Origin of the sequence: Granulicella arctica (assembly GCF_025685605.1) — a bacterium.
GTDB lineage: Bacteria > Acidobacteriota > Terriglobia > Terriglobales > Acidobacteriaceae > Edaphobacter > Edaphobacter arcticus.
The window spans coordinates 3206907-3231485 of the sequence record NZ_JAGTUT010000001.1 but is presented as its reverse complement, the minus strand read 5'-3'; the positions used below and the strand labels follow the sequence as shown (position 1 = coordinate 3231485).

General features: G+C 59.1%; 24 protein-coding genes. 10 read left to right on the top strand and 14 right to left on the bottom strand.

Annotated features, from left to right (window positions below; all coding sequences use genetic code 11):
- Positions 1–21: 21 nt before the first annotated feature.
- On the top strand, positions 22–597 hold the full coding sequence (locus OHL20_RS13790) for a biliverdin-producing heme oxygenase (protein WP_263383755.1): 576 nt from the start codon (positions 22–24) through the stop codon (positions 595–597).
- A complete protein-coding gene (locus tag OHL20_RS13785; protein ID WP_263383754.1) occupies positions 594–3194 on the top strand; it encodes an ATP-binding protein in 2601 nt (866 codons plus the stop codon). The genes OHL20_RS13790 and OHL20_RS13785 overlap by 4 nt, the downstream gene beginning before the upstream one ends.
- Before the next feature lie 15 nt (positions 3195–3209).
- Here the strand turns inward: OHL20_RS13785 and OHL20_RS13780 are convergent, their stop codons facing one another.
- Entirely contained in the window at positions 3210–4844 is a 1635-nt protein-coding gene (locus OHL20_RS13780) for a hypothetical protein (RefSeq protein ID WP_263383753.1), read from the bottom strand.
- Positions 4837–5610, bottom strand: a complete 774-nt coding sequence (locus OHL20_RS13775; RefSeq protein WP_263383752.1) for an ABC transporter ATP-binding protein — start codon at positions 5608–5610, stop codon at positions 4837–4839. Before OHL20_RS13775 ends, OHL20_RS13780 begins: the two co-directional genes overlap by 8 nt.
- 50 nt (positions 5611–5660) lie before the next feature.
- Here OHL20_RS13775 and OHL20_RS13770 point away from each other — a divergent pair, with 50 nt between their 5' ends.
- Entirely contained in the window at positions 5661–5966 is a 306-nt protein-coding gene (locus tag OHL20_RS13770) for a PadR family transcriptional regulator (RefSeq protein WP_263383751.1), read from the top strand.
- Entirely contained in the window at positions 5963–6790 is an 828-nt protein-coding gene (locus tag OHL20_RS13765; RefSeq protein ID WP_263383750.1) for a hypothetical protein, read from the top strand. Before OHL20_RS13770 ends, OHL20_RS13765 begins: the two co-directional genes overlap by 4 nt.
- Before the next feature lie 104 nt (positions 6791–6894).
- Here the strand turns inward: OHL20_RS13765 and OHL20_RS13760 are convergent, their stop codons facing one another.
- The 5 genes from OHL20_RS13760 to OHL20_RS13740 form a co-directional block, all read right to left on the bottom strand.
- A complete protein-coding gene (locus tag OHL20_RS13760; RefSeq protein ID WP_263383749.1) occupies positions 6895–9606 on the bottom strand; it encodes an ABC transporter permease in 2712 nt (903 codons plus the stop codon).
- Positions 9607–9608: 2 nt separating this feature from the next.
- Positions 9609–9953, bottom strand: a complete 345-nt coding sequence (locus OHL20_RS13755; RefSeq protein ID WP_263383748.1) for a PadR family transcriptional regulator — start codon at positions 9951–9953, stop codon at positions 9609–9611.
- Positions 9954–10104: 151 nt separating this feature from the next.
- Complete coding sequence (gene coaD / locus OHL20_RS13750; protein ID WP_263383747.1) at positions 10105–10602, bottom strand: pantetheine-phosphate adenylyltransferase; 498 nt, start codon at positions 10600–10602, stop codon at positions 10105–10107.
- Positions 10603–10729: 127 nt separating this feature from the next.
- Entirely contained in the window at positions 10730–11809 is a 1080-nt protein-coding gene (gene recA, locus OHL20_RS13745; protein ID WP_263383746.1) for a recombinase RecA, read from the bottom strand.
- A gap of 67 nt (positions 11810–11876) precedes the next feature.
- A complete protein-coding gene (locus OHL20_RS13740; protein ID WP_263385015.1) occupies positions 11877–13463 on the bottom strand; it encodes an FAD-dependent thymidylate synthase in 1587 nt (528 codons plus the stop codon).
- Between the two features lie 60 nt (positions 13464–13523).
- On the opposite strand from OHL20_RS13740, the gene OHL20_RS13735 reads away from it, so the two are divergent.
- From OHL20_RS13735 to OHL20_RS13725, 3 genes are all read left to right on the top strand, one after another.
- Positions 13524–14297 carry a YqjF family protein gene (locus OHL20_RS13735; RefSeq protein ID WP_263383745.1) on the top strand — a complete coding sequence of 258 codons (774 nt, stop codon included), beginning with the start codon at positions 13524–13526 and terminating at the stop codon, positions 14295–14297.
- 18 nt (positions 14298–14315) lie between these two features.
- Positions 14316–15062, top strand: coding sequence for a 3-oxoacyl-[acyl-carrier-protein] reductase (fabG, locus tag OHL20_RS13730; RefSeq protein ID WP_263383744.1), 747 nt, complete (start codon positions 14316–14318; stop codon positions 15060–15062).
- 155 nt (positions 15063–15217) lie between these two features.
- Complete coding sequence (locus tag OHL20_RS13725) at positions 15218–15571, top strand: helix-turn-helix domain-containing protein (RefSeq protein WP_263383743.1); 354 nt, start codon at positions 15218–15220, stop codon at positions 15569–15571.
- Between the two features lies 1 nt (position 15572).
- On the opposite strand, the gene OHL20_RS13720 is transcribed toward OHL20_RS13725, so the two are convergent.
- From OHL20_RS13720 to OHL20_RS13705, 4 genes are all read right to left on the bottom strand, one after another.
- The gene (locus OHL20_RS13720) at positions 15573–16403 is read right to left on the bottom strand and encodes a rhomboid family intramembrane serine protease (protein WP_263383742.1); all 831 of its coding nucleotides are present in this window, start codon (positions 16401–16403) and stop codon (positions 15573–15575) included.
- Between the two features lie 124 nt (positions 16404–16527).
- Positions 16528–17190, bottom strand: a complete 663-nt coding sequence (locus OHL20_RS13715) for a hypothetical protein (protein ID WP_263383741.1) — start codon at positions 17188–17190, stop codon at positions 16528–16530.
- Positions 17191–17362: 172 nt separating this feature from the next.
- Complete coding sequence (locus OHL20_RS13710) at positions 17363–17887, bottom strand: hypothetical protein (RefSeq protein ID WP_263383740.1); 525 nt, start codon at positions 17885–17887, stop codon at positions 17363–17365.
- A gap of 115 nt (positions 17888–18002) precedes the next feature.
- Complete coding sequence (locus OHL20_RS13705) at positions 18003–18731, bottom strand: hypothetical protein (protein ID WP_263383739.1); 729 nt, start codon at positions 18729–18731, stop codon at positions 18003–18005.
- Between the two features lie 674 nt (positions 18732–19405).
- Here OHL20_RS13705 and OHL20_RS13700 point away from each other — a divergent pair.
- From OHL20_RS13700 to OHL20_RS13690, 3 genes are all read left to right on the top strand, one after another.
- The gene (locus OHL20_RS13700) at positions 19406–19768 is read left to right on the top strand and encodes a protealysin inhibitor emfourin (protein WP_263383738.1); all 363 of its coding nucleotides are present in this window, start codon (positions 19406–19408) and stop codon (positions 19766–19768) included.
- An 81-nt stretch (positions 19769–19849) separates the two neighbouring features.
- Entirely contained in the window at positions 19850–21007 is a 1158-nt protein-coding gene (locus OHL20_RS13695; RefSeq protein WP_263383737.1) for a M4 family metallopeptidase, read from the top strand.
- Positions 21008–21404: 397 nt separating this feature from the next.
- Positions 21405–22298 (top strand): RluA family pseudouridine synthase, encoded by an 894-nt coding sequence (locus OHL20_RS13690; RefSeq protein WP_263383736.1) that lies wholly within the window; start codon positions 21405–21407, stop codon positions 22296–22298.
- A 216-nt stretch (positions 22299–22514) separates the two neighbouring features.
- Here the strand turns inward: OHL20_RS13690 and OHL20_RS13685 are convergent, their stop codons facing one another.
- From OHL20_RS13685 to OHL20_RS13675, 3 genes are all read right to left on the bottom strand, one after another.
- Complete coding sequence (locus tag OHL20_RS13685) at positions 22515–23675, bottom strand: acyltransferase family protein (protein WP_263383735.1); 1161 nt, start codon at positions 23673–23675, stop codon at positions 22515–22517.
- Between the two features lie 173 nt (positions 23676–23848).
- Positions 23849–24115 (bottom strand): hypothetical protein, encoded by a 267-nt coding sequence (locus OHL20_RS13680; protein ID WP_263383734.1) that lies wholly within the window; start codon positions 24113–24115, stop codon positions 23849–23851.
- Between the two features lie 3 nt (positions 24116–24118).
- A complete protein-coding gene (locus OHL20_RS13675) occupies positions 24119–24574 on the bottom strand; it encodes a MaoC family dehydratase (RefSeq protein WP_263383733.1) in 456 nt (151 codons plus the stop codon).
- Positions 24575–24579 lie beyond the last annotated feature (5 nt).

Here is a 24579-nt window from a genome sequence, read left to right as displayed (position 1 = left end):
TAGACCGCGAGCACGCACATCTTGGACATTGGGCGATTACGCGCAGCAACCGCCGCAGACCATCGCACGGCCGAAGAAAGCCTGCCACTCATGTCGGAGACCCTCGACGCAAACCTGTATGTCAGCTACCTGACAAAGATTCATAGCCTGATCGTCATCTGGGAACAGCAATCCATCCATAACTCACCCGCTTGGCTGCAACCAGCCCTTCGGCGCCGTCAGCGAAGATCCATGATCGAGCATGACCTCGCCTGGTTCCACACAACGCCGACCGAACTCTCCACCGCCGGTCTTCCGCCACTTGATACCGAAGCCGCGCTTCTCGGCGCGATGTACGTCATGGAAGGTTCTACCCTCGGCGGTCAGATCATCTCTCGCCATGTCACCCGCGTACTCGGCCTGATGAACGGTCGAGGTGACGCCTTCTTCCGCGGCCACGGACCCAATACCGGCCCTATGTGGACAGAGTTCTGTGACATCCTCCGCAGTCGCATCCCCGACGCTGAAACAGAAATGGTCATCCACTCTGCACAAGCCATGTTCCGGACATTCGCCACATGGATGCAACAGCCGCAGGAGGAACTCGCTGCCACATGAACGATAAGCCACTCGCCTCCTCGACCAACGAACTCCTGCAACCCCTTCCTGCAGCCATGATGACGCCGCTTCCCAAGCACTGCGAAGACGAGCCAATCCGCCTCCCGGGCAGCATCCAACGTCACGGCTTCCTCCTCCTGCTCGATCGCCGGGACAACCACGTCGTTGCCGCCAGCGACAATGCGCAGGAGTTCCTCGGCATCCCGCTGAAGCTCATCCTCGGCACGCCTATCGAAACCATCCTCGAGCGCGAGGTCCTCGCCGCCTTCCGCTTTCTTACCCTTGCCGACGAGACGCCAGGATTCGTCACCTATCTCGGCTCCTTCCAGATGCGGAACGAGCTCTATAGCATCGTCACCCACAAGGTCGGCGACGAGCGCATCCTTGAGTTCGAGCGTATCGATCGCCTTGTCCGCCCTGAGCTGATGAACGCCGTCATCACCAACTTCGTCGGCAAGCTCAATCAGCTCGGTAGCGAGATCGAGCTCTGCCGCGCCATCACGAAACAGGTGAAAGACCTCACCCACTTCAACCGCGTCCTCCTCTACAGTTTCGACGAGCATGGCCACGGCACCGTCCTCGCCGAAGAGAACGACGGCACCTTGCCAAGCTATCTCTATCTACGCTTCCCCGGCGGCGACATTCCTCAACAGGCTCGCGCTCTCTACGTTCTCAACACCGTCCGCATCATTCCGGACGTTACCTACACCCCCTCTCCTATTCAGGGCGTAGCCGGACGACCCATGGCGACCCTCGACCTTTCGATGGCTCTCCTCCGCAGTGTCTCTCCAGTCCACCTTGAGTACATGCGCAACATGGGCACCATCTCCTCCATGTCCATCTCCATCGTCTGCGAGGGCAAGCTCTGGGGCCTCATCAGCGGCCATCACGCCACCCCGCGCACCATTCCGTATCTTGTCCGCAGCGCCTGCGACCTCCTCACCAAGATGGTGAGCACCCAGCTCATCGGCCTCCGTACCACCGCTAAGCTCGGCAAGATGCTCCATTTCCATGACGTTCAGCGCAGAATGCTCACCCAGATGGCCGCCGAGAACGACTACATCGCCGCCATGAAGTCGCAGATCGACTTCCTCGCCGAGGTGACCGACGCGGAAGGCGTCGCCCTCATCGTTGAAGGTCAGTGTGAACTTGCGGGCATCACACCCAACCGGCAGCAGGTCCTCAGACTCGTCGACTGGATGAACACCCGCGAAGACATGCAGCTCTTTGCCACCCAGCACCTTGAGGAGCAGGTCGAGTGGGCGGAAGAAATCAATACCGTTGCCAGCGGCATCCTTGCCATACGAATCTCCGATGTTCGCCAGAGCTACCTTGTCTGGTTCCGGCCAGAGGTCATTCGCACCGTCAAGTGGGCTGGCGAGCCCGTCAAGCTGAAGCCAGAGCCAGACGGCCTCCATCCCCGCGCTTCCTTTGGTGCCTGGAAGGACATCGTTCACGGCCAAAGCGCCCCATGGACCGAGATGGAGATCGAGTCGGCCCGAGAGTTCCGCGCCGCCGTCATGACCATCAATCTGAAGCGCGCCGAAGAGGCCGCCGAACTCAGCGAAGCCCGCTTTCAGCAGCTAACCCATGCCCTCCCGACCTTAGTCTGGACCGCCAACGACGACGGCCAGCTCACATATGTCAACCAGAAGTGGCGCGATCAGGGCCTGGGTCATGAAGGTCGCTGGTTTGAGCACAACCGCCTGGCCGATGAGGATGAGATGCGCTGCACCGACCTCTGGAAGCAGGCCGTCGCCGCTGGTACCTCCTTCGAGGCCGAGGTCAGATTTCAGACTCCCGACGGTATCGAGCGCTGGAATCTCGTCCGCGCCATTCCATTCCTCCACGCCAACCGTAGCCGCGCCGGCTGGGTAGGCACCTGTACAGATCTCACGGACCGCCGCGAGCGCGAGATTGCCCTACGCATGACTGAGAAGCTCGCCCTTACCGGCCGCATGACGTCCGTCATTGCCCACGAGATCAACAACCCACTCGAGGCCATCACCAATCTGCTCTATCTTCTCCGCGACGAGATCCTCGACACAGGCCCAGCAAAGTCCTATATCGCCATGGCCGAGAGTGAGCTTCAACGCATCTCCGGCATCACCAAGCAGACCCTTCGCTGGTCTCGGGACAGCGTCCAGAAGGCCAGCTCCGCCCTCGCCGGGAGCCTCTTCAATGACGTCCAGCAGCTCTTTGCTGGGAAGATCCGCAACCGCGCCGTCACCGTGACCATCCTTCGAGGTGAGGACGTCACTATCCACGGCGTGATCGGCCAGTTGCAGCAGGTGCTCGCCAATCTGGTATCAAACGCTGTAGATGCCGCGCCTGTGGGAGGCCACATCTCGCTCGCAGCCAGCACCGTCGATGGCGCAGTCGAGATCGTCGTAGGCGACAATGGCCACGGCATGACCGAAGAGACTCAGCGTCTCATCTTCCAGCCCTTCTATTCCACCAAAGGTGACCTCGGCAATGGCCTCGGCCTATACATCTCCCAGGAGATCGTAGAGAAACATCACGGCCACCTCACTGTCCGCAGCGCCCCGGGTCAAGGCACCCACTTCCACGTCTTACTCCCGATCATGACTCCATAACTTCAATCCTTCGTCTTAGCTGAGACCAAGTAGCTGAAACTCACCCTCATAGCCTTCCATCTCCTCTTCAACTTCCTCTGGCCCGCCGCGCGAAAGACTCAAGCCCGCGTACATCATCGCGACCGTCGCGAGCGGCCACAGCAGCTTGAACAGATTCCTCTCCAAACCGACCTCCACGTGTGTCACCCAAAGGATCATTACTGGAAACGCGCCCACATACAGCGTCAGCATCAACGGCAGACTTGTCCTTCCCGGCATCCTCGGCCGATTGAACGGCACACCTTGCTGAAAGAAGAACGCCTCTGCCAACACCACACAAAGGCACACCCCACACACAAACTGCACCAGCAAGTGCCGGGCATCCCAACGTATCGCCGCCAACATAGCCAGAACGCAGACCATCACACCCAGCGCACAGAACAGCACCCACTTCCTTGCCGCCGCCGTACACTCACTCACCTGAACGCCCGTTATCCGGAAAACCCATCCCGCCGATAGTGAGAGAGGGAACGCGAACGCCGTCCGCAGCCCCGCAATCACCCAGAACAGCAGCAGCGGCATCACCGCGTGAAGTCCCCGATCCGAAAGCACCACCACACTCCCGCGCAAAGTCACCACACAAGCCACCGCAAGCGCCAGACCCGTTCCGCAGTAGATAGCAAGGTAGACCTGGTACCGATTGTTCCGCTTCATCGTCTGCCCGATAAAGTGAAACACCGCCCGCTCCCCCGGCCGGCGCACCACCCGATGCACCAGCGCCGCCAACCATCGTGCAGGCTGCACTTGTTGTCGCGAGCCGCCTTCCACCGCCATCCGTCGCATCCGGGCCCAAGCGAGCGGATAGGTCACCAGCACCACCAGCGCCGCTACAGCCGTTCCTCGCTCAGCGTATCCAGCTAGTTCCCGCGCGAACGCCGGTGCCGCATCCCCATGCAGTAGTCGCTCGTACAGCGCGAGAAACCAGAGTGGCGGCATCCAGCGTGCCATGCCAAGCGAGCCTGTCAGCACCGCCTCCAGCCCGTCGCCATACCGCAGGTACTGTAGCGTCAGCAGCACCAGCATCATCACCGACCCCATCTGCACCACCGGTGCGATCACGCGAAACCGCACCGCACCTACAACACAGAGCAGCACTCCACCCAGCGCCAGGAAGAACAGCGACGCAAACACCCCCGCCATCAGCACCGCTACAGCATGTGCGTACAAGTGCCGATAGAACTCCCCGCGACTGATCGCCGGCACGATCACCATTGCAAAGCAATTAGCACTCACCAGGAAGATCATCAAGAATCCCACGAGCGCCATCGCCTTCGCCGCCAGCATCTGCCGCGGCTTCAACGAGAGTGGCGACAAAATCAGGAAGTCCAGCCGATCCGGAAACAGCATCTCCCACTCAAAGATCGACACCGCCCCCATCACCACAAATGACAGCAGCACAAAGAAGTAGCGATCTTCAATCGCCATCCATGGCCCTTTCGGATACGTGTTCTGCAGAAAAAACGAGATCAGCAGCCCCGGCGCAGCCACAATCGAAACCGCGCGCGCCACCGTCGTCACCGTGTCGCCCTCCACCTGCAGCGTGTCGTTGTCGAAAAACCGCCGAAAGAAGTGGTCCACAAGAATCCGCGTCACCCCGCCCCAGTTACCCATGCTGCACCTTCATCACGTCCACGATCTCCCGTGCCACTTTGGCCGTATCCGTCTGCTGCACCAGTTGCGCGAACACGCTCTCAAGTGTCGGCAGTTCCATAAGCCGCGTCAGCTCACGCGGCGCGGCATCCGCCACCACCTTCCCCTTCGCGAGCACGATGACCCGGTCGCACACCCGCTCCACCACCTCCAGCACATGCGAGATATACAGAATCGCCTTGCCCTCCCCCGCCAGCAGGACGAGCAGGTCCTTGAACAGCCGCGACGACACTGCGTCCAGCCCCGACAATGGCTCATCGAACACAATCAGCTTCGGCTCATGCAGCAGCGACGCCGCAATCAACACCCTCTGCTTCATCCCCTTCGAGTAGTCCGAAAGCGCCGCGTACTGCGCCCCTTCGAGCGACAGCAGCTGCAGCAACGTCCGCGCCTTCTGCTCGATCAGGCGCTCCTCCATCCCGCGCAGCCGCCCGATCAACTGGAGGTACTCTAGCCCTGACAGGTGCGTATACACCTGCGCCTCCTCCGGTACATAGCCAAGCTGCGCCCGATACCCCGACAGGTCATCATGGATATTTCGCCCGCCGAAGAAAATCTTCCCTTTCGTGGGCTGGATCATCCCGATCACCATCTTCACCGTCGTCGACTTGCCCGACCCATTCGGCCCCAGGTAGCCCAGCACCTCGCCCTCCCGCAGCACGAAGCTCACATCATCCACCGCCGGTATGCCCCGGTAGCGCTTCGACACACTTTGCAGCTCCAACATGGTCGCTCACCCCTATGTAGTATTCTACTAGTGATAGCATACTACATAGCATGAGCAACTATCGTCTCTCCCACAGCGCGGCCCTCATCCTCAAAGCGCTCAGCCTCGGCTACTGCTTCGGCCTTGACGTCATGGATGTCACTGGCCTGCCCAGCGGCACCGTCTATCCCGCCCTCCGCCGGCTTGAGCGCGATGAACTCGTCGCCTCCAAATGGGAGCCCGAAGAGGAAGCCACCGCCAAGAAACGCCCCGCCCGGCGCTACTATGAGATCACCCGCGAAGGGAAGGCCGCTACCCTCGCCGTCACCGAACGATATCCTCTCCTCGCCCGCCTCGTCACGGAGAAGCACTCATGAGCCCCCTGCTTCCGTCACCCCTCCCGACCTTCGATCGCACCCTCCTTCGCACCGTCGCAACGATCGTCCCCACTGACGAGCGCGACGAGTGGTGCCGCACCTGGGAGGCCGAACTCTGGCACATGCATCACGGCAGTCGCAGGAAGCCAACCGTTGCCTTCACCACTGACCTCTCCATCGGCCTTACCCGCGACGCGCTGTGGCTCCGCACGGATAGCTGGCGACGCACCTTCAGCGGCACACCCGTCCTCTGCCTCGCTTCCCTGCTCGGCCTCTGCCTGTTCTCGACCATCATTGCCGTGCTCGTCACCGGAAGCTGGCACCCGCTCAGCCTTTACTTCACCGACCAACTCAAGCGATCTCTCATTGGAGCTCCGCTCGTCGTCTTCGTTACCTTCGCGACCGCCTCCCGCCGCCACCTCGAACAGGGCTCAATCGGCCGAAAGCTCTACTGGATCAAACGCCAGCTCTTCTTCCTCGCCAAGACCGCCCTTATTCTCACGCTTACCTTCCTCCTCAGCGCCGACATCTGCCACTCCCTTCGCGCTGCTCTGCCCACCACCGCCGACCTTCTCCAGATCCTCACCTTCGTTCTCCTCGCCCTCGTCGGCATGCGCTGGGCCTTCCACGATCAGGAGCAGCGCTGCAAGCAGTGCCTTCATGCCCTCGCTACCCCAGCCCGCGTAGGCCGACCCTCCCACAACCTCCTCGAGTGGAACGGCACCGAGCTCCTCTGCAAGCAGGGCCACGGCCTCCTCAGTATCCCCGAGATCGAAACCAGCTGGTGCCAATCCAGCCAATGGATCACCCAACCCGCCCCCTGACACACCATTGCCTTCTTCTGTCTCCTATAGAAAACTGCATCTGCTCCTAATCGATGTCATCCGCACGGATCGGTGTTAAGCCTTCGCTCACGCCCCAGTTGCAACTAGTCTGCCCGCAACGCACTCAGCGGATCAATGCTCGCCGCCCGTCCCGCAGGCACTGCACTCGCCAGAAGAGCCACCACACCAACACCCGCAATCGCACTCAGATAACTCGTCAGATCAAGAGACTTCATCCCATACAAGGAACTTTCCAGCACCTTACCCGCAGCCATAGCAAGCGGCACACCAGCCAACACACCAGCCGCACACAGCAGCAAACTTCCACGGAGCACCATCCACACCATCTGCGGACGTTGGGCGCCGAGTGCCATGCGCACACCAATCTCCGCCGTCCTCTTACTAACGCGATAAGCCAGCGTTCCATACAAACCGGTCGCGATCAGCACCACAGCCAGCACGCCGAAGCAGCCTGCCAGGCGCGCAAAGAGCGCCTGCTGTGAGATCGAATCTGCGAACACCGCGCTCTGGGTCATCGGCTCCAGCAGAGGGATATCCGGGTCAATCTGGGCCACCACCTTACGCACCGTCGGCAACATTGCCAAGGGGTCGCCCTGCACCCGCATCTCAACATTCTCCTGACTCACGGCGCCGCCCTGCGTGAACACGGTCCATAGCATCGGCATCGCCTCTTCGGTGATGCTGGTGTACTTGTGGTCTGCTATGACACCCACGATGATGTCCTGATCAACACCCTTTGGGTCGCTCATAACGTGGCCTACAGCATTCAATGTGCCGACATACTTCTTCGCGAAGGTTTCATTCACGATCAGGACCTTCGTGGCGGACGCGGAATCCGCATCGGAGAAATCCCGTCCCTGCAGTATCTGGATGCCCATGGTGCGGAAATAGTCCGCGCCTACGATATTTCCTCGATAGCCTGCCTGCTCGGGCTCGATTCCGTTGGGCTTGTGACCGTCCACCAGTAAGCCGCTGTTGTTGCTGGACCATCCTGAGCCAGGCCGATTGTCCACCATCGACACGCTTTCCACACCGGGGATGGTGCGCAGCCTCTGCTGCAAGGCCACAAAAAAAGCGATGCTCTCCTCCTTACCATGCGCCCGTTCCGAATGGATGCCAAAGACCAGCAAGCCCTCTGGCTTCTGCCCAAGCGGTGTCTTCAAAAGATTCCGCAGCGTACCAAGGAGCAATCCCGCGCCTACCAGCAAAACCAGGCACATGGCGATCTGCGTGACGATCACCACATTCCCAGCGCGCACCTTGTGAGAGCTCGCCTGGGAGGCCGTCGCCGAGTTGCGCAGCACCATCTCCGGCCCGCTCGACATCGCGGATCGCAACGGAGCCAACCCAAACATCAGCGCCAGCAGAAGGAGCACCGTCAAGGTGAACCCCAACACCGCCCCGTCCGGTTGCAAGTTAGAGTGAATCTGGGCCCACGATCCCAGGGCTCGCGTCGCTCCCAGGGCAAACCCCCAGGCAACTATTCCCCCCAGTGTTACAAGCAGGACGCTCTCGGTCAGTAACTGTCGAGCTAACTCCTTGCGCCCCGCGCCCAATGCAAGCCGTACGCTGAACTCCCTCTGCCTGCCCGCATTGCGAGCCGTCAGCAACATCACCACGTTGCTGATAGCGATCAGAAGCACCAGTCCGACCATTGCCATCAGCAGCTTCAACGCTCGCGCAAAGGAGTCATCCTGCGCGTCAAACTGCTTGGCTTCGTTGAAAGAAAGCTCATTCGGCTTATCTCCTGCACGCTTTGGCGCAACGCCGATATACGCTGCCCGCTCGAAGATTCCCTGCGCCATCGCAAGCGCCTGTCCACGGCTGAGACCGGCAGCCGTGCGGACCATCAGCTTCATGCACCAGAAGTTTTGCCGGGTCAGGTACGTTCCACGCTTCACTGGCGAGCCCCATGCATTGAACTCCGGCCTGCTCTGCAGAGGTATCCAGAACTCCAGCGGCAACCTCCCCTCGGTACCTTCAAAGCCCCTCGCCGCAACCCCCACAATCGTGAACGGAACCGACTTGATATAAAGCGTCTTTCCGAGGACATCGCGGCTACGTCCAAAGTGCGTAGCCCAGAAGCTCTCGCTGATCACGACAACGGCAGTATGGTCGTCCTCATCCTTCTGGAGAAAGCCGCGACCCAGCACCGTGCCGACACCGAGCCCACTGAAGTAGTTGCCGCTCACCATATCCCCAGCAGCCTCCTCCGGCACTGTGCCCACCCGCACAGGAGCCTTCCCGCTGGCCGACATGGGAATAAACGCCATCACGTCCTGCAGTCCACTCTGCTCGCGGAGTGCGCGATAGAACGGATACGCAAAAGAGGTGGCCCCCTGGCCTGTCTGCGAGGCCCCATCCGGCCAGCCCGTCGTGTGCACATAGAAGAGATGGGACGCATTCTGCACCGGCAACATCTTCAGCAGAACAGCATGCATCACGCTGAAGACTGCCGTGTTCGCTCCCACACCCAGCGCCAGCGTCAGGACGCAAACAGCGGTAAACACTGGCGTCTTCGCCAGCTGCCGCACACCATACCGCAGGTCCCGCCCCACATTGGCAAAGAACATAGTCGTCCTCGATTCTCTCTGTCGCTGCTGCAGAAGTGTTGTGTTGCCAAACTGTCGACGTGCCGCGCGTGTCGCCTGCTGGGCGCTCATGCCCTCATGCTCGAGCTTTTCCTTGAGCATCTCGAGATGCATTCCTATCTCTTCGTCGAAGGCATCTTCAGAACGCCTCTGCACAAAGAGAGCCTTACACTTAGCTACGAGAGTAAGTGCGCGATCAATCATGGCTAAGCCTTCGCCTCAAGCGCCAGCACACGGCCAATCACGGCGGCGATGCGCTCCCAGTTTTCGGTCTCAACCGCGAGCTGCTTGAGGCCGCGCCGCGTGATGCTGTAAAAGCGCGCCCGGCGATTGTTCTCGGAGACGCCCCACTCCCCAGCAATCCAGTTCTTCTGCTGCAGCCGCAGGAGCGATGTATAGACTGTGCCCTCGTTCAACGTCAGCACGTCTTCGCTCAACTGCTCAAGACGCCTCGCAATGCCAAACCCATGCAGCGGGCCCAGCGCCTGCAGCGTCTTGAGGATCATCAGATCCAGCGTTCCCTGTAAAACTTCCGATTTATCCGTCGCCATGCTCACTCCTTTGGATATCGCAAAGAAGCTACTCCTTTGCAATATCCATAGGAGACCCATACGCGGCCCATTGGAGAAAGTTCCCGCATCTGGAATTAAATGCTGAGACGATCTTGTGTCCGCGTTCCTCCATCAAGATCCGCGGCGCACCTTATTCTGCCGGCAGACTTCCCTTGGCCCGTAGCCGCTCCATCACCAGCGGCGGCACCAGCGCCGTCACATCTCCGCCCAACCGAAACACACCCTTAATCAGCCGAGAGCTCACATACGTGTACTTCTCTGCAGGCATCATGAACAGCGTCTCGATTTCAGGATTCAGCTTCCGGTTCATCATCGCCATCTGGAACTCGTACTCATAGTCCGAGATCGCCCGAATGCCCCGCAGAACTGCCTTCGCTCCCTGCTGGCGGGCGAAATCAACCAACAATCCGTCGAAGGTTGTTACGGACACGTTGTCGAACTCGCGGGTAGCCTCGAAGATCATCTCTCGCCGCTCCTCCACTGTGAATAGCGGCTCACCCTTTTCCGTGTTTCTGAGAATCGCAACCACCAATTCGTCGACGATCTTGGCCCCACGCGCTATCAGGTCCAGATGTCCATTCGTCAGCGGGTCGAACGTGCCGGGATAGATTGCCTTAACGGTATGCATTCAGGAGGAATGATACAGGCTCAACAAAATACGACGTCAAAGGCCCACTCTAAAAGTGCACCCTTGACGACTAGTTGCAGCTACATCCACCCAGAATGTAACTGCAACTTATACTTCGTAGTACGAATTACTTTCTACCTGCCTTGACTGCCTCTTGCGCCACGACGGGGCCATTCGCAGGTACCGCCGGAACATCAGCGACCGGCACACTGGATGCGCCGATCCCAAGTTTCTTACGCAACTCCACGTCGATCCGCCCAAAGATCTCTTTATTCTCCTTCAGGAAGTTTCTGACGTTCTCACGGCCCTGCCCGATCCGCTCACCCTGGTACGAATACCATGCGCCACTCTTATCGACGATGTTGTTCACCACCGCGAGATCAAGCACATCACCTTCGCGGGAGATACCTTCGCCATATAGAATGTCGAACTCGGCATCGCGGAAGGGCGCCGCGACCTTGTTCTTCACAATCTTTACCTTGGTCCGCGAGCCGACTACAACGTCGCCTTCTTTGACCGCGCCAATGCGGCGAATATCAATACGCATCGACGAGTAGAACTTCAACGCCTTGCCACCAGTCGTCGTCTCAGGATTGCCGAACATCACACCAATCTTGTCGCGAATCTGGTTGATAAAGATCAAGCAGGTTCTCGACTTGGATACAGTTCCCGTCAGCTTCCGCAACGCCTGGCTCATCAACCTGGCTTGCAAGCCCATGTGCGAATCGCCCATCTCGCCATCCAGTTCCGCCTTCGGAACCAGTGCCGCAACCGAGTCCACTACCAGCACGTCGATCGCGCCCGACCGCACCAGCGCCTCAACAATCTCCAACGCCTGCTCGCCATAATCCGGCTGCGACACCAGCAGGTTGTCAACATCCACTCCGAGCTTCTTTGCATACTGCGGATCGAGTGCATGCTCCGCATCGACGAAGGCCGCTAGTCCACCAGCCTTCTGCGCCTCTGCAATAATTTGAAGCGTAATCGTCGTCTTTCCAGAGGACTCAGGCCCGAAGATCTCGATCACGCGCCCACGCGGCACGCCTCCAACTCCAAGCGCGGCGTCAAACGAGATCGATCCCGTTGAGATTACCGAGATCGGCACAATGGCCTCTTTCGATCCCAAACGCATAATGGAGCCCTTGCCGAATTGCTTCTCCAACTGCGCCATTGCCGCTTCTATTGCCTTGCCACGCTCATCAGCCACGTCGTTAGTTCTCCTCTAGTCTCGTCAACTCTAGCACCAAATTGGGAAAAGGCAAAGAAAAAGCGAATCACCGTCGAAGCAGATCCACCGGTTCGTTCACATCTTCAACCCGAAAATACGCGGCTAGTGATGGGTGCCGCGCTGCCACGGCCTGATACATCAAATGCGCCACCCGCCGGTAGCTGAAATGCCCACCCGCACCCGTCCGCAGCTCCGAGATATAGAGCGCCTCAGCAAAGTCCATCTTGAACATCGACCGGCAACGTGTCCCCAGTGGCAGCACATACTGAGCCGACTGCGCCGCCTCCGCCACCCCGCAATCCCGAAGCTCCCGATATGCCACAAAGCTCGCATCCATCGCCGCTTCGTACGTCGCCTCAAGTCCCGCCGCTTCCAGCCCAGGCTGTCCCGGACACTCAGGCGATTCAAACCCATGCGCATCCGTATACCCTTGCAGCAACTGCACACATCGCCGATGCCGATGCATATCGCGGAACCCGCCAATATCCATCAGAATGTCAAACTTGATGCCCTGCCCCGCACTGAAGCTCCGCAGCAACTCATCGTGCCGCCCTCGCTGGCTCATCCCCAGCCGCACGATCTCCGCGCGCTGCCCCTCAGTCAGCGCCGCTACACTTTCGCGAAGCTGTCTGTATGAGTAGTGGCAATGTGGATAGAGCAGCGAGGTCGCCAACTCAATCTCAAGCGACTCATTGCCATCCACCAGGTCAACGACCGGAGCAGGCAGAATTACCGCCCTTGCCATCAATTCCGCCGCAGCCTGCGTCAACGCTGCGCGGCTCTGCGCCTGATACTCGTTCGCCGCCGCATACTTCACCAACGTCGGAGCAGCCTTCACTGGCCGCAGCAGCATCTCTGCCGCACGTGCCCCACAGTCCGCATCGTACGAGCAGATCTCTTCCCGCAACACCTCGGCGTCGCCATGGTGAACATTCCATGCCTCGCCAGCGGCAGCCGCCTTCAACTTTTCGCCCAGCGACCGTATCTCCGCGAACTCACTCGTCAGTAGCCGCGACACCTGTGTCTCCAGCGTTCGCGCATTCACAATCTGCCCCAGCGAGGTATTCGTCGCCAGCGGCAGTAGATACCGCGCCACATCGAACGCCCGCGCTTTGAGCGTCCGCTCATACGCATCTGCCTTCATCGACTCCGGCTGCGGGATCGTCGCTTTCAGAGCCTCCAACATCCCCGCGCCCACCCGGTCATACCCGGCAAACAGCGCCTCGACGGCTGCCGTAAACCGCACCGTCTCCGCCGCTCCCAGCGTCGGAGTAAACCATCCCGATCTCCGAAAATTCTGATAGCGTGTCGACCGTTCCTGGCCATCCCAGCGCTGCTCGTCGACCAGGCAGATTGCCGCCAGCAGACTCAACCGCTCAATGGCAAACGGAATATGCGCCAGATCCGCAATCGACCGATGCCCATACTGAAAGTAGAACGTATTCAGAAACTGCTCAGCCCGTTGCGAACTAATCTCTGCCAGCGACTCTTTCATCGACAGCGACGACCGCGAATACTTCGCCATCGCATACGCCAGCACCTCGGGGTCAGCCCCATGGATCGCGTACACATCCGTCTCACTCGCCGGAACCGGTGTTGCCGCCACAGTAGGAATCGTCTCGTTCTCAAGCATGTACTCAACAGAATAAGCCACCAGAATTTCGGCCCTGTTTCCCACAGCATCCAACCATCAGTGCCGGACATTCTCTCCACCCTCGCCCACCGCCCGTACCCCCTTCCTTCCGGCCAATGGCGCCTAGCCCAACGCTGGAACAATCTCCTCTTCGCCCACTGGCCCATCCCCGTCGCCCAGCTAGCCCCGCACCTCCCCGTAAGCCTCGAGCCCGACACCTTCGACGGCCACGCCTGGATCGGTGTCGTCCCCTTCTACATGGATCGCGTCCGCACGCGGGCCATGGGCGATCTCGCTTTTACCACCCCCGGCACCAGCAGCTTCCCAGAACTCAACCTCCGCACCTACGTCCGCTCCCGCACCACCGGCCTCCCGGGCGTCTACTTCTTCTCGCTCGACGCCGCCAGCCTGCTCGCCGTCATCGGTGCCCGCACCCTCTTTCATCTCCCCTACTTCTGGGCAAAAATGCACTCCAAGCCCCGCGAAGACGGCACCGTCCTTTACGAAAGTACCCGAGAACTTACCCGCAAGCCCGCCCGCTTCAAGGCCGAGTACAAGGGCTCTGGCATCGTTACTCCCAGTCTTCCTGGCACCCTCGCCAGCTTCCTCACCGAGCGCTACTGCCTCTTCACCACCTCCGGCAGCCGCACCCTCGTCGGCCACATCCATCACCTGCCATGGCCGCTTGAAGCTGCCGAAGCCGAGATCTCCGTCAACACCCTCCCAACAGCCCACGACATCACCCTGCCCGACTGCCCACCTATTCTCCACTTCGCCCGCAAGCTTGAGGTCTACATCTGGTCGCTTCGCCCGGATGCCGCTCCCGCTCCGTAACTTCGTATAATCGTCGCAATGAGCAGATTAGAAGGCCGCATCGCACTCGTCACCGGAGCATCGCAAGGCATCGGCCGTGCCTGCGCCCTCGAACTCGCCAAAGCCGGCGCCACCGTAGCCCTCGCCGCGCGCAATCTGGATAAGCTTGCCGAAGTAGCCGCCGAGATTCAAGCAGCCGGGGGAGCCGCCCAGACCTATGCTTTGGACGTCGCGAGCGAGGACTCCATCAAGGAGACGGTCAAGGCCGTGATTGCGGCTCATGGCAGCGTTGGCATCCTCGTCAACAACGCTGGGATCACCCGCGACATTCTGGCGATGCGAATGAAAAAGAAGGACTGGGACGACGTGCTCACCACCAATCTGACCGGTGCCTTCCTCATGTCTCAGGCTGTCATGTCTTCTATGGTCAAGGCCCGCTGGGGCCGCATCATCAACATTACCTCTGTCGTTGGCGAGACTGGTCAGGCTGGGCAGGCCAACTACGCTGCCTCGAAGGCTGGACTGATTGGCCTCACCAAAGCTCTCGCCCGCGAGCTTGCCAGTCGGACGATCACCGTCAATGCCGTGGCTCCGGGCTTTGTCGAGACAGCTATGACCGGCATTCTGAACGAGCAGCAGACCTCCGCCATGATGTCGATCATCCCCCTCGCTCGCGCTGGCACTGAGGCTGACATTGCCCACGCCGTTGCCTTTCTGGCATCGGAGGAGGCCAGCTACATCACTGGCCACACCCTCGACGTAAACGGTGGAATGTACATGGGTTAGGACAACCCCGGACCTATGGGGAATCTTCCAAGGTACGAGAATCGTGTTGGTTTCCAAGTTAGCGCTTGCGTGTGGCGTTGTGGCTCGTTAGCTTGTGGCTAATGGCTGACATGCAAACATTCCCGACCACCGCAACGGCGCAAGAGTCAGTCTCTATGAATATCGGCACGACCATCCGCGGCTTTCGGCAGCAGAAGGGCATGTCGCAGGGCGACATCGAGAAGCGAACGGGACTGCTCCGCTGCTACCTCTCGCGCGTGGAAAACGGCCACACCGTTCCTTCGCTGGACACGCTGAAGAAGATCGCCGGGGCGCTTGACCTTCAGCTGGCTGAGTTCTTTGCTGACGGAAACACGCCTTCCACCAAGGAGGTCTTTGGCCTGAACCTGAATGCTGAAGAGATCCGTTTTCTGACCCAGGTTCAGCGCTACTCTGCGAATCTTAGCGAAAGTGACCGTCGGCTGCTGCTGGCGATGGTCCGCAAGTTCGCTTCTACGACGATGAGCTAAGTTAGCGGAAGCGGTAGATTCCGTAGCCTAGGAGGGCTAGCAAAAAGGCTGCTCCTGCGAAGACGACCTTCTGCCTTGAGAGGTAGCGCGCACGGCCTGCTGTCATCTGCGGCACCAGCGGTAGTCCAAGCACCAGCCCTGACACGAAGCCCCCTACATGCGCCGAGTTGTCGATCCGGATGATGTTGGTAAAGATCGTTGCGCCGCCGATGATCAGGTTGAGGACGGCGAACTGGATGACCGATCTGCGCAGTCGCTTCAGTTCCGTCCATGGGATGGGCAGGCGCTTGTTGCTTAGCAGAACGATGAGAATTCCGGCGATTCCGAAGACAGCTCCGGAGGCTCCTGCGCCGATGGAGTCTTCGCCCATGGCTACATTCAGGCCCATGCTCAACAGGTTTCCGGCTACTCCTGTGACCATGTAGGTGGCTACCAGGCCCCATGCTCCCAGCAGGGGTTCGCCGAGGAGGCCGAGGTTCCAGAGGCACCACATGTTGGTCGCCAGATGGATGAAGCCTATGTGCACGAAGGTTGCGGTCAGGAGCCTGTACCACTCTCCGCTCAGCACGAGTTGGGTGTTGTTCGCGCCGAAGTGGAGCAACTGGCCTGGGGTGGGATTGCTGATGGAGACGCCGTGGAGGAGCATCCATAGGAACACTGCGCAGTTGACGGCGACCAGAACGTAGGTTGCGGGCGAGGCCATCGGATTGAAGCTGCTCTTCTCGGCACGGGTCTGCTGTTGGGCGCGCGATTCTGCTGGTGCGTAGTCCGGCACCTGCACGGCCCCGCCGATGGGGGGAAGAATTTCGCCTTGTGGCTCAGTGAAGGACATCGTCTCCTCTACGCTACCGTGTCGTGGTGCAGAAAACAAAACAAAGAGCGTTGCCAGCCACGTCTCGTTCCCGGTGTGCTCACGCAGGTTGCTTGCGGGAATGACAGAAAAGAAGTGCAGGTGCCTAGGCGATGGCTAGTTCTTTTGGCGTTTCGTAGACTGTGATGCTGGCCGGGATTATTTTTTTCTGAGGTCCAAAGTCTTGATTCGGGGTGGGATAGGTCTGGACTTGTTTGTGGTCGGCTCGGTCTCTGGCGAGAGTCTTTTGGGCTGCGTCCCATTGGGCGTTGGCCAGGGCGATGGCTTCGTGGGTGGTGGTGTATTCGACGGTGGGGCGTGGGGTGACGACGGGGGTGTAGTCGGGGATGGGGTCTTCGATGGAGGCTTCTGGTTCTGGACCGGGAGCGAGGACGCCGAGGAGGGGGTCTTGTACGAAGTCCTGGACGAGTTCGGTGGCGGCGGGCATGGACCTGGCGTGACGGGCGGCGCGGGCGAGGTTGGCGCTGCAAACCGAGAGTCCCTTGATGAGGGCGGTGGCGTGGCGGTCGTCGATGCCGTTCGAGGCGAGTAAGCGCAAGACTTCGGATAAACCGCGCTGGATGGCGTGGAAGTCGTCGGGCGCGGGCAGGGCGATGAAGGTGATGCCGTGGACGGTCTTGTGGGCTGCTGGCTGGCGGCTGGCGTGGTGGTAAAAGCAGAGCTTCTGGGTGCGGAGGGCGGGGCTGCCGCACTGGTGGCCGTCGGTAAAGATGTGGCGGCACTGGTAGGACTTTTTGGCTTCGGACAAGATGATCTCCCGTGGTTGCTCTGGTTGGGGTGCTGGGTTAAACGCAACAAGCCCGGCTGGGTAGCCGAGCTTGTGATATTTCCTACTAACCTAAGTGTATCACAAATGGCTAACTCGTAGGCCAATGTGTCAGAAAAAGGCGTAATTGCCGAAAACCCCGACTTTGCGGCAGTCAGGGCTTAAGTTCAGCTTTCGCTGACCATGTATCGAGTTTCATAATTCCCGTTCCAGCTCGGCCCGTGCCGTCGAGGGGAAAAGTTGCCCTAAGGTGACCGCTAACGTACCAAGGTCCGAAGAGCGCCGTGAGCACCGGACTAAGCGGGAATGGAATACCCTCTTGATCCGAGTAGTAGCGCATGACTTGCAGTCTGAGGGCATATGCACCAGCAAGCCATAGAACTGAAGACGACACTTCGAGCGCCAGCTCGACGGACGATAGGATCCGGTGCGTTCCACCCGGTAGCAGGAAGACCGCAACCCACACACTTGTAAGAACTATGTACAGAACAAGGGAAAGGGCTGATTTGCCTTTGGAGATGAGCCAAATGCCCAGGTAGATCCCAACGATGGGAGCAAGAACGAACCCTATGATAGCAAGCCAGAAGAGGAGCATCCCCCACTGCACGCGTGACGTCCACGGCAAGCCGTCTTCATCGAAAAGGCGAACTCTGTATGTTTGTTCGTTCCGGTCGCTCATATGTTTGCCTGCACGAACAATCCTAGACGGCAAAAATTCTGCTGTCGGAAAACGGCGTTTTCGGCAAGAACGACCGAAGTTGCCGCAAACACCGACTTTGCGGGAGCGAGACAATTCATTTGCACACGACTGGGGAATCTTCTTCGACGAGTGTTGATCTGTATAAGGTCACCGGCATGATGTCTCCCAAGTGAAACATACGTGGGTAAAGTTGCGGATCGAAAATCATTCCCATACCGAGTTCTTCCCAATAGAACTCCTGCTTATCGCTAAGCGGTTTTTCTCGGATGTAGTCGACGTAGTCTACCTGTCCCTTGGGAAAGGTAGTAGCACTTCCAACTTTGTCAGTAAGCGTGATTTCTTCTGCCGTCACCTTGCTTAGAAAGCCTTTATGCAGTCCGCCATCCTTTGTCTTCAGTGAGAAAGTGACCGTGGAGTAGGGATGCCCTTTTGATTCGAAGGGGGCAAAGGCTAAGAGATCAGCCCATGAGCTTCTGCCGCTATAGAGGGTGAAGAGCGGCATATTGGGATTATCGTTCGCGACTGGACGGCCACCAAACCCAGATCGGACCCGTAATAAATCCGACTTCGGAATCACCACGCTACTTTGAGCCGTTTTGATCGAGATGTTTGTATCTGTAACTTCCTGGAGTTCACCATACCGGCAAGTTTGGTCCTGTCCAATGAAGACGAAGCCTAGACCTCGTTTCAGCAGCCTGAGCGACTGCCATGGGTCGCCTTGGGCGAGACAGGGCGTGACCGCTAGAGCAAGGCTGATGAGGCAGATGCAGACTCTTAACAGGAGCGGGTTGCGATAAAGTGCTGTGTTCATTGCACCAAGCATAGACGCTTCTTCTGAGACTCCCGCAAAACGGCGTTTTCGGCAAGTTCGTTCGAGCGGGCTGCTGAAAACGTCGACATTGCCGAAAACACCGACTTTGCGGGAACATGGCGGATTTATGGCGGCCAACTCATAGACTGGAGCTGAGGCAAGCCATGTGGATCGTAAAGATTGCCAATTGTTACCGATTAGGGATCGTGCGCGGACTCGCGCTTGTGAACACCGGTGACGCCCTCTACGATACAGCCCACAGTGGTAATCGGTTGCGTGCTCTCGATAGGTCAGCGACCCACGTTCCGCGTAGAGCTCTTGGTACTGGCTTTGATCGATTGCGCACGATATCCAGGGGCCTGATACAGCTACAGCAAGCTGCTCAAGGTGTCCTGACAAATGCAGATGTTCGACAGGAATCATCCTCGAGGCGGAGAATCTCCGAGCGCCCTGAAGGGCATGTTCCGTTCTAAAATGACCGGGACGGAGAAGCCATGAACGGTGCTGGGCTTTGTCTTCGACAGACACGAAGGCTGCTCTTGAGCTATGGTGGGCCCGTGCTTATACTCACAGCCTGCCTGGTTTCTGCGTTAGCCAGCGTTCGGATGATGCGGGCGGAGAGCTCAACCAAGATCTTGCAGGGTGAAAAGCCTGCATCCATTCCTGAGCATCGCAAGGAGCGCGTTATGGAGATCTCTTTTACTCGCACTGGAGGGTTCGTCGGCAGGGCAACGAATGTTTCGGGAGTGATCCACACCGATGCACACGGAGTGCATGTCTCGGCACCAGGGAGCGACTATCGCCGTGACCTTGCCGTCGCTGAGGCAAAGCAAGTCGAGGATCTCGTCACCAGGGTGCCTGGGCAAGGCAGCAACCAACCTGGGCACAGCCCGGTTCGAGACGGCTTCCAATACGATGTTTCCGTCACGATGGAAGACGGCGAGACGCATTCCATTCCGCCTTCAGCGCAGACGCAAGGATTATCCGATTGGGTACAGCGAGAGACGCAGAGAATCTGGGAGCACCGCCTTGCCAGTGTTCCTAAATAATTTATGTAGACGGCGAGTAGGGCGATGCTATATTGTCCTCGATTTTGTTGCACGTTCTTGGGGCCAGTCAGGAGGCAACTCATGTGCAGTTCGAATCGCCGTCGTTCCATCTATTGCATTCTTCCCCCCAACATTCTGATCAATGTCGCCAAGCGAGGCACCCAGGAACAGCGTGATGCTGTTCTAGAGACGCTCTCGGTTGACCAGAGTCTTCGAGCGAGCCGTACTCAGTTCGCGTTACTTGGTGGAAACAAGGTAGCTCACGAGTCCATTACCGCGACACCACCCCAGAAACAGAGAACAATCTACGACACGAACCACACACAGACGCTGCCCGGAACGATGGTTCGCAGCGAGGGTCAGGCTGCAGTCGCGGATGTGTCCGTAAACCAGGCATACGACGGGCTAGGAAACACGTTCGACTTCTACTACAAGTCCTATCAGCGTAATTCGATCGATAATGCAGGCCTTCGGCTCAACGCTACGGTGCATTATGGCTCGAAGTATGACAACGCATTCTGGAACGGGCAGGAGATGATCTTCGGCGATGGAGACGGAGTCCTCTTCAACAGCTTTACCGGCTCGGTCGACGTGATTGGACACGAGTTGACGCATGGGGTTACGGGCAGCGAGGCAAATCTCATCTATCTGGGCCAGTCCGGCGCGTTGAATGAGTCAATCTCGGACGTTTTCGGATCCTGCGTCAAGCAATTTGTTCTAAATCAGACTGCCGACCAGGCGGATTGGCTAATTGGCGCAGGTCTTCTGGCAAAAAGCATCCAAGGGGTTGCGCTTCGCTCCATGAAGGCTCCTGGAACGGCGTATGACGATCCGATGCTAGGCAAGGACGATCAACCGGCTGACATGGCTCACTACGTCCATACCGCATCCGACAGCGGTGGCGTCCACACCAATTCGGGCATCCCAAACCGCGCTTTCTTCCTCGCCGCCAGCGCCATCGGTGGCTTTTCGTGGTTGAAGGCCGGGCAGGTCTGGTACGACACCCTCACCGACCCAAGGCTCAAGCCGCAGGCCAACTTCGCAAGCTTTGCAAATCTGACCGTTCTTAACGCAGGGCGGCTGTATGGATCGACAAGCCCCGAGAAAAAGGCGGTTAGCGATGCTTGGCATACGGTTGGAGTGTTGAAACAGCCGCTCTCCATTGTTAATCTGCCTCTGAACCCGACTCAGCGCGGCGAGACAACACCGTCCGACGGAGCTCAACAACCTGGACGCTAGGCCAGGTGCAAAGCAAATGATCGGCGCACACTTCCCCACCATGCCATCTGGCGGCAGCGAGTGAGAAGTGTGCCCGGTCGTTGCCGTTCATGGCAGGTCGTCTGAGCTTGCGCCACCGTGTTCGTTCTCGGCATGCGATTTCTGCTTGTTTTGCTGTTGGATGAGACTGGCGAATGCTTGCTGGTGCTTCAGGTTATCAATATGCGGGTAGCGTTTCAGCTAGCCCGCTAGAACCAGTGCATCCGCCGATACTCCGTCGCACATGCGGGCCTGGTGGGAATGAGCTCCATCGGATGATGACTTCGCTCCATGAGAGCTTAATCATTCAGCAAATTCAGAATGATCCACGGAAGACGGGGCATCTGCCACAGATGGCCTGGCTTAGACTTGAAACCAGATGCTCAACCGGGGCTACGCCTATACGACACGTATCAGCAGCAACGATTGTGGACGAACCCTGCTCTGCCATCTGGCAAGCCTTTATCCCCACTCCAGCCTTGAGGCCTGGCAAGCGAAGCTGGACCATGGGGAGGTCGCCCTCGACGGCGTCATCGCTAGCGGAAGCGAATTGCTCGGGCTGGGCCAGAGTCTTGTGTGGAACCGTCCACCGTGGGTGGAACCAGAGGCTCCTCAGCACTTCGAAGTGCTGTTTGATGACCCGCATCTGCTGGCCGTCAACAAACCTGGCGGGCTGCCCACCCTGCCCGGCGGCGGCTTCCTGGAGAACACGCTCCTGCGGCTGGTGCAAGCGCAATACCCCAATGCAAATCCTGTCCACCGGCTGGGCCGAGCCACTACCGGCATCGTCCTCTTCGCCAGGACACCGCAGGCAGCCGCTCAACTGACCGCAGACTGGAACACACCCAAAGTTGAAAAGACCTACCGGGCGCTGGCCCAGGGCGTTGCGCAGTTCGACAGCTACGAAATTCTCACGCCGATCGGCCTTGTACCCCACCCGCTCATCGGTTCCGTATGGGCCGCCAACCCGGGCGGCAAGCCGTCAAGGTCATCGGCGAAGGTGATCTCACGCACCGCAAGCACCACAACGTTTGAGGTGAGTCTGCACTCGGGCCGACCTCATCAGATCAGAATCCATCTGGCATCGATCGGCCACCCGTTGGCAGGTGATCCGCTGTACGGCCTGACGGGGCAGCCTCTCGACCATCTCCCCGGTCTACCGGGCGATGGTGGATATTTGCTGCACGCTCAATTTTTGAGATTTCAGCACCCTATCAGTGGAGAAGTGATCCATCTTGAGGCTGCTTTGCCGTCTGGATTCTGGGTGCGCTAGCAGGTTCACAGTGGGGATCAAGTCAGGTGCTTGCTGGAGCCTGCGCGCATTTCAGTGAGCTGGTTTAGCACGTGACTTCGGTATTGCTGGTGCAGGGAAGACGCGCGCTAGTCCTTTCCACGCTGTATGGATCGATCCCTTGAGGACATGACGGAGTCCCGCGAACGGTCTCAAAACCATGACTTTTCGAGAGATTGATTGCATTGGGCAAGAGAACTACGGTGTCGTGGTGCCAGTGACCAGGAAGCGGCGGTTCAGCCAACGGCGTACCGGCTCGTCGTAGAGCTTGAGGCAGGCATACGCGATGGCGATGGCGGTAAAGAACAAAGCCGCACCCCACGCCACGCCCTGCGCCGGGGTGAACTTTCCGTCGGCCACCCAGGCTGTGTAGATGTAGATAAGAGCGTAGTGCGTGATGTAGAGCGGGTAGGAAACTGCACCTGAGAAACGGCACAGGCGGGTGATTGCGCGTCCGGTGATCTGCTCGCCCGCACCCATGGCCACGATGACCGGGTACACGAGAATGACGACCAGCGCCTCATACAGACCGTTCTTCCAGAGCGTGGCCGGCGTGCCAAAGCGCGGCAGGACGAAGGTGAGGACAAGCAGCAGGCTGCACCATAGGAAAGCGTTGCGGACGCGGATGCGCTTGTGCAGACGTTGCAGAAGCATGCCGGCCATGAATGGGTAGAACAGCCGCACAAAACCGATTTTGAGTTCGATCGCGTTAAGCGTCCAGCCACCCGTGATGTCGCCGCGTGGCGTGGTGACAAGATAGTGCGTGAGCAAGGCTGCGGAGAGCGCCGTAAGCACCAGGAGCACACGATTGGATACCTTGCGCAGTCCGAGCGCGTAGCCGATGTTTGCGATGTATTCGAAGATAAGCGACCAGGCCGCACTGTCCAGCGGATGCATCTCCTGCCAGCCGCGAATGTCCATGGATACGGGTATCGGAATCAGCGTGCAGCCGATGAGTGCGATGAGAAGGAGCCTGGACACCGAGGTGCCTGCGATAAGCGGAAAGACTTTGGCGCTGGCGCCCGGGTAAAAGAGCAGCGCACCAAGGACGGTGCCCATGACGACCATGGGTTGAAGGCGGATGAGGCGGCGCTTGAAGAAATCCCATACCGTCATGCGTGGCTGGCCGTTTGTCGGGTGCCAGCGGTCGTCGTACGCGTAGGCGACGACAAAGCCCGAGAGGATGAAAAAGAAGTCGACTGCCAGGTAGCCATGGTTGACGATCTGCCTGGCGTGATCGCCGCCGTTCCATGCCTCGCACATGTGAAAGATGACGACTATCATGGCCGCAACGCCGCGCAGGCCGTCAAGAATTTCGAAGTGCTGTTTGGGTTGGATGCGTGCGTCTTGCTGACTCATGGCCTGTCAACACCATACACAAATGGCTGCAAGGGGGAGCTTGTGCTTGTTTGGGCTGACTACTTATGAGCGACCGGCGATGCCATAACCCCGGATGAATCACTACGGCCGGCTTCTGGGAAGGGATCCTATGGCGGTCCCCAGAAGTCGTTCCTTGAAAACGGTGTTCGGAACTAGGCGAGTGCTGGGTAGTCGACTCCAGGGATTGGAGCTACGCGGCTGATGGCGGAGAAGAGGATCGACTCGCCGGACTCATCCTCTGTGGCGGATACGAAGACACCGTCGGGCTCGCGCAGGACACGGATGACGAAGACGTCGGGGGTTGGGGGTTCGTCGACCACGATGACCACCTCGGCGAAGAACTGCTCGCCGGTGGTCAACTCGATAGCGACGACGCGGTCGACGCTTCGCTGCAGGAGATCTACATCCTCGGGCGTCATGGTTTAGACCTTGGAGCGGACGGGGGCGAGGAAGTTGACGGTGGAGCGCATGACGATCTGGTCGCGCTGGTTGAAGGCGAGGGTGCGGGTGCGGACGATGCCGTAGTCCTTACGGGAGCTGGAGTGGCGGACGCCGACGACCTCGATCTCGGTGCGGAGGGTGTCGCCGGGACGGACGGGCTCGGTCCAGCGCATCTCTTCAACGCCTGCGCCGATCATGCCGCCGAAGACCTTGATGGATTGCACGCGCAGGCGCATGACGATGGCGGCCGTGAGCCAGCCCGAGGCGGCAAGGCCCTTGAAGAAGGAGCCTTCACCGGCGGCTTCGTCGAGATGGAAGGGCTGCGGATCGTACTTCTGGCCAAACTCCTTGATCTCTTCGGTGGAGACGGTGGCGGTGCCAGCGGAGTGGAACTTCTGGCCAACATAAAAATCTTCAAAGTAAAGCTCTTGCGGCATGGGTT